Source organism: Teichococcus deserti (assembly GCF_001982615.1).
Classification (GTDB): domain Bacteria; phylum Pseudomonadota; class Alphaproteobacteria; order Acetobacterales; family Acetobacteraceae; genus Pseudoroseomonas; species Pseudoroseomonas deserti.
The window spans coordinates 1-5,724 of record NZ_MLCO01000028.1 but is presented as its reverse complement, the minus strand read 5'-3'; the positions used below and the strand labels follow the sequence as shown (position 1 = coordinate 5,724).

Below are 5,724 nucleotides of genomic sequence, written 5' to 3'. Positions count from 1 at the left end.
CCCGGCATGGTCGGATCCAGCGTGTTGACCGCGTTGCCGGTCACCTGGCGCAGCGTCTCGGCGCGGGACGCCGCGGGCTGGGCGCCGGCGGGCAGGGCGATGCCGGCGGGGGCCGCCAGCGCGGTCAGGGCCAGCAGGCTCTGTCGGCGGGTGAGGTCCATGGGCGGTCAGTCCTTCTGCGGGGCGCCCGGGGCGGGCTGCGCGGGGGAATGGGAGTGCAAGCGATGTGCCATCAGGCCGCCGCCACGGGTCGCATCGCCGCCTGCGGCACGTCATAGGCAGCGAGCGCCGCCCAATGAGTCTCGAGATCCTCGCGGAACAGCGCGCCGGTCAGGCCGCGCACCAGCTTCGGCACCGCGGTCGTCATGGCGTTGATCGAGGAGCCGGAGGGGCCGAAGCTCATCGTGGAGGCGATAGAGAACAGGTGCAGGTGGCGCAGCCAGGGCGTCTCGCCGGGGTTCTTCTCGGTCAGCGCATAATCCGGCGCGAGATAGGGGTAGCGCGCGATGCGGGCATCGTCCTCGCCGGGGGGCGGCGCGAAGCGGTCGGCCCAGCTGGCGATGTTGCCGGCGCAGCGCGACAGCTCCGGCCGCGCGGCGGGGTCGATCTCGATGCCGGTGCCGCAGATCAGGAAATCGGCCTGGACCGGGCCGGAGGGCGTGTCGATCTCGACGCCGTCGCCGGACGCGCGCGCCCCCAGCCAGGGCGTGCCAGCGACGAGGGCAAAGCCGTGGTGGCGGGCGCAGCGATCCCAGGTCGGCTGCGGGAAGCCTTCGCGCAGCCCGATGATGTGGCGCATGAAGCGCCAGCGCCAGGCGTCGTCCAGCTCCGAGGCATGGCGCAGGAAGCCGGCGAAGGTCAGCCACAGATAGGGCTGCACCAGCTGCGGCGCGGGGCGGCGGCAATAGACGCGGGCGCTGGCGGCGCCGGCCTCCAGCGCCATGGCGGCATTGTCCATGGCCGAGGCGCCGGCCCCCAGCACCGCGACGTGCTTGCCTTTCAGGGCCGAGAAATCGATCGGATCGGCGGCATGGGCGCGCAGGTGCTGCGGCAGCGCCTCGACGAAATCGGGCATGACCCAGCGGCCCAGGCTGTCCTGCCCGGTGGCCAGCACGATCTTCCGTGCCAGCTTCTTCTCGAGGCTGCCGTCGGCGCGGCGCAGCGTCGCCTCCAGCAGGTCGCCGGGGGCGGGGGCGATGTCGGCCAGCGCGGTCTCGTTCTCGACCGGCAGCGCCAGGGTGTCGCGCAGCCACAGCAGATAGTCCGCCCAGTCTTGCCGCGGGATGCGGTCCAGCGCCTGCCAGTGATCCGCGCCGTAGCGGGCCTCGTGCCAGGACTGGTAGGTCAGGCTGGGGATGTCGAGATCCGGCCCGGTATAGTCCTTCGGGCTGCGCAGCGTCGGCATCCGCGCATAGGTCCTCCAGGGTCCTTCCAGGCCCCGCGGCGCGGCATCGATCAGGCAGAAGCGCTCGACCCGGGCACGCTGCAGGGCGAAGCCGATGGCCAGGCCCGACTGGCCGGCCCCGGCCACCAGCACGTCCAGCACGGCCTCGCCCTCCGGCCCCTGCCGGGGCGGCACCCAGGGGCGGGCCGGATGGGCGATGCGGGCCAGGTCGTCGCGAATGCGGGTGGCGAGGAGATCCAGGGACGACATCGCCTCAGCCCGCCAGCCAGCCACCGTCGACCAGCATCTCGCTGCCCGTGGTGAAGCTGGAATCGTCGCAGGCGAGGTAGAGGGCGGCCTTGGCCACCTCCTCCGGCCGGCCCAACCGGCCGAGCGGGTGGCGGCTGCGGCTGGCCTCGCGCGGCACGGCAGGGTCGGCATGGCGGGCGAAGCTGCGGCGCAGCAGCGGCGTCTCGATGGCGCCGGGCAGCAGGCAGTTCACCCGGATGCCGTCGGGGGCGAAGTCCAGCGCCATGGTCTTGGTCAGGCTGAGCACCGCGCCCTTGGCGGCGATATAGGCGCTGTTGTTGCGCCCGCCGGCCCGCGCCAGCTGCGAGGCGACGGTGATCACCGCGCCCGAGCCTTGCGCCTGCATCACCGGGATCACCGCCTGGCACCAGCGCCAGGTGCCGCCCAGATTGGCCGCGATCACCGCCTCGAAGTTTTCTTCCGATGTGGTCACCACGGTGCCGCCCGACGAAAAACCGGCCGCGGTCATCAGCACGTCGATCCGGCCCCATTCGGCCATCACCGCGGCGACGTCGGTCGCGGCGGCGCCGGGTGCGCCGACATCGCCGATCCGGGTCATGGCCTCGCCGCCCTCGGCGCGGATCAGCCGGGCGGTCTCCTCGGCGCCGGCGGCGTCGCGGTCGACCAGGCAGAGGCGGGCGCCCTCGGCGGCGAAGAGCAGGGCGGATTCCCGGCCGATGCCGGAGCCGCCGCCGGTGACGACAGCGATGCGACCGGCCAGCTTCATGCGGCGCTCGGGAAGACGGGGGAGAAGGGCATGGCATTCCTCCTGCGATCGAGAAGCGGCGTGGTGCCCGGCATGCTCCGCGTCCCCTCGGCGCGGCGCAACGGCCAGTTTGCGCCAAAATCGGGCAGAATCCGGCCGGTAAGAAATATCAGGATGAAAGCATGAGCAGGCTGCGCAAGCTGCGGGCGCACAACGCTGATTTGCCGCCTGCTTTGCCTCGGGGTCCTGGAAGGCCAAGCGACGCGCACAGGCGTGAAGGTCTGCCTGACCGGGACCGAAGACGAGGCGCGGCAGGCGGTGGCGGCCGGGGACTTGGCGATCGGCCTGCCGCTGGCGCGGACGGGCTGCCGGAGAGGCGGCTCGCTGTCATCGCCGCGATCGCCGCCCAGGTGCCGCCGCCGGTCTCCCGCCTCCTGGTGACCCCGGCGACCGAGCCCGGCGCCGTGCGGGCCCAGGCGCCGCAGCTTCGCCTGGTGCAGAGCCTGCAGGCGCATGACCCGGCGGTCGTCGCCACGGCGCAGCGCCTGGCGCCTCGGGTGCATGCCCTGCTGCTCGAGGCCGGCCCGCCGCCCGGGGAACGCCCCGCGGATGCCGGCACCGCGCCGGCGCCGCAGGCCTGGGCCATCGCCGGGGGGGGGAGCCTGCCGCCGCCGCGCCGCCGCCGGGCTGAGCCGCGCGCGGAAATTTTTGCGCGGCGGCCGGGCGCGCATTTCGCGATCCGGCCGCGGGGTTTCGGCGCCGATCCGCCGCCGCCGCCATCGAAAATCCGTGGCGATATCAGAAACTTGGGAGGGCGCAACCGGGCGGCGGCAAAAACCGCGGCAGGGCTGGGCCGCAAATCCTGCCCTGGCGCGCGGGCCTTAAGGTAGCTTAAGCCCGCGCGCCGCGTGACCTCGTGCAACAGCCATGGACAGGGCCACGCGGAGGCGGCATCAGCCGCGGGCATCGCCTGACGGCCCGGTTCGCTGTAGAGACGGCGCCCGGGTCCCGAGACCCGAACCCTTCAGGAGGCTTCATGTCGCTCTCCCGCCGTTCGCTGCTGCTGGCGCCCGCCGTCGCCGCCCCGCTGGTCCTCTCCCGGGGCGCCTTCGCCCAGGGTGCCGCCCAAGGTGCCGCTCAGGCGCCCGCCGAGGCCGACCCGCGCATGGGCGAGCGCTCGTCCGGCCCGGCCAATGCGCCGGTGACGGTGATCGAGTATTTCTCCCTGACCTGCTCGCATTGCGCCGCCTTTCACAAGGAGGTCTGGCCGCAGGTGAAGAAGGACCTGGTTGGCGCCGGCAAGATGCGCATCGTCTGGCGCGACTTCCCGCTCGACCAGCTGGCGCTGGCCGCGGCGCAGGTCGCCCGCGCGCTGCCGGCCGAGCGCTACGAGGGCTTCATCGCGGCGCTGCTGGGCAGCCAGGACCGCTGGGCTTTCGCCCGCGGCGCCGACAATGTCGCCGAGATCGCCAAGGTCGCGGCGCTGGCCGGCATGAGCCGCGCCGATGTCGATGCCGCCGTCGCCGACCAGGGGCTGCGCCGCGCCATCCTGGAAGGCCGCCTGAAGGCCGAGCAGGAGCACCGCGTGAACTCCACCCCGACCTTCGTCTTCGGCAGCAAGGTGGTGCCCGGCGGCATGGCCTATGACCGCTTCGCCCAGCAGGTGGCGGAGGCCGCTTGAGCCAAGGGCGTCCCGAAGCCGGCGAGCTGCCGCTGGCCGACACCACCCCGGACGGCGTGACGCCGCCGCCCGGGACCGAGAATGGCGCGGCCGAGCCGTCGCGCGACGCCGCCGCCGAGGCCGCGGCGCGCGAGGCGGCGCTGCGCGCGGTGCTGACCCGGCTGCGCATCGCCGGCTTCAAGTCCTTCGCCGAGCCGACCACGCTGGAGGTCATGCCCGGCCTGACCGGCATCGTCGGCCCGAATGGCTGCGGCAAGTCCAACGTGGTCGAGGCGCTGCGCTGGGCGATGGGCGAGACCAATGCGCGCGCCATGCGCGGCGGCGAGATGGACGACGTCATCTTCGCCGGCACCGCCACCCGGTCGGGCCGCAACCAGGCCGAGGTGACGCTGCTGCTGGAGGATGCCGCCGGCCTGGCGCCGCCGCCCAATGTCGCGGCGACCGAGCTGGAGATCACCCGCCGCATCGTCCGCGGCGAGGGCACCGGCTTCCGCATCAACGGCCGCGAGGCGCGCGGCCGCGACGTGCAGACGCTGTTCGCCGATATCGGCAGCGGCGCCCGGTCCTCGGCCATGGTCAGCCAGGGCCGCGTCGCGACCCTGATCGCCGCCAAGCCGGAAGAGCGCCGCCAGGTGCTGGAGGAGGCCGCCGGCATCGCCGGGCTGCGCGCCCGCAAGCACGAGGCCGAGCTCAAGCTGCGCCAGGCCGAGACCAACCTGACCCGCGCCGACGACCTGAAGGGGCAGCTCGACGTGCAGCGCCAGTCGCTGCAGCGCCAGGCCCGCCAGGCCGCCCGCTATCGCAATCTTTCAGGTCTGACCCGCACCGCCGAATCCGAGTTCTTTTCGCTGTTGGTGGCGCGGGCCGAGGCGACGCTGATCGCCGCCCGCGAGGGATTCTCCAAGGCCCAGGCCGCGACCAGGGCCGGCGAGACCGCCGCCGCGGACGCTGCGACCCGCGCCTTCGCCGCCGAAAAGGCGCTGCCCGCCCCGCGCGAGGCGGAGGGCGAGGCGCGCACCGCGCTGGAACGCCGCCGCGTCGAGCAGGAAGGGCTGGAGGCCGAGGAGCGCCGCGCCCGCGCCGCCCTGGAAGAAGCCGAGGCCCGGCTGAAGACCCTGCAGGACGACCACGGCCACGCCACCCGCCTGGCCGAGGATGCCGCCGCCGCCGCCGGCCGCCTGGCGCAGGAGGATGCTTCTCTGTCGGCCATCCTGGCCGCGCTGCCGGGCCGCCGCGCCGAGGCCGAGGCCGCCCAGGCCGAAGCCGCCGAGGAGGCTTCCGCCGCCGAGCGTGCCGCCGACGCCGCCGCCGCGGCCGCCGCCGAGGCCGCCGCGGAGGTGGCCCGGCTGGCCAGCGAAGCCCAGGCCGCCCGCCAGCGCGCCGAGCGCCTGCGCCAGCAGCTGGCTTCCCTGGAAGCGCAGCAGCGGCAGGCCGAGGCCGGCCGCGTGCTGCCCGAGATGCTGGCCGCCGCCGCGACCGCGCAGCAGGAGGCCGGCGCCGCGCTGGACGCGGCCCGCGCCGGGCTGGAAGCCGCCGAGGCCGCCCGCGCCGCCGCCCAGGAGGCCCATGCCACCGCCCGCCGCGCCAGCGCCGAGGCGGAGGCCGCCCGCAGCCGCGCCACCGCCGAGCGCGACGCCGCTGGCC

General features: G+C 74.6%; 5 protein-coding genes. 3 read left to right on the top strand and 2 right to left on the bottom strand.

Annotated elements, in window-relative coordinates; genetic code table 11:
* Nucleotides 1-232: 232 nt before the first annotated feature.
* Together BKE38_RS04635 and BKE38_RS04630 are read right to left on the bottom strand one after the other, a co-directional pair.
* Nucleotides 233-1,654 (bottom strand): flavin-containing monooxygenase, encoded by a 1,422-nt coding sequence (locus BKE38_RS04635; protein WP_076956201.1) that lies wholly within the window; start codon nt 1,652-1,654, stop codon nt 233-235.
* A 4-nt stretch (nt 1,655-1,658) separates the two neighbouring features.
* Nucleotides 1,659-2,420, bottom strand: a complete 762-nt coding sequence (locus BKE38_RS04630) for an SDR family oxidoreductase (RefSeq protein ID WP_076956200.1) — start codon at nt 2,418-2,420, stop codon at nt 1,659-1,661.
* 161 nt (nt 2,421-2,581) lie between these two features.
* Between BKE38_RS04630 and BKE38_RS31290 the strand changes: the two genes are divergently transcribed.
* From BKE38_RS31290 to BKE38_RS33595, 3 genes are all read left to right on the top strand, one after another.
* Complete coding sequence (locus tag BKE38_RS31290; protein ID WP_131829486.1) at nt 2,582-3,289, top strand: hypothetical protein; 708 nt, start codon at nt 2,582-2,584, stop codon at nt 3,287-3,289.
* A gap of 146 nt (nt 3,290-3,435) precedes the next feature.
* Nucleotides 3,436-4,080 (top strand): DsbA family protein, encoded by a 645-nt coding sequence (locus BKE38_RS04620; RefSeq protein ID WP_076956198.1) that lies wholly within the window; start codon nt 3,436-3,438, stop codon nt 4,078-4,080.
* A partial coding sequence (locus tag BKE38_RS33595) for an AAA family ATPase (RefSeq protein ID WP_165694109.1) occupies nt 4,077-5,724 on the top strand: 1,648 nt, incomplete at its 3' end. The genes BKE38_RS04620 and BKE38_RS33595, both read left to right, overlap by 4 nt.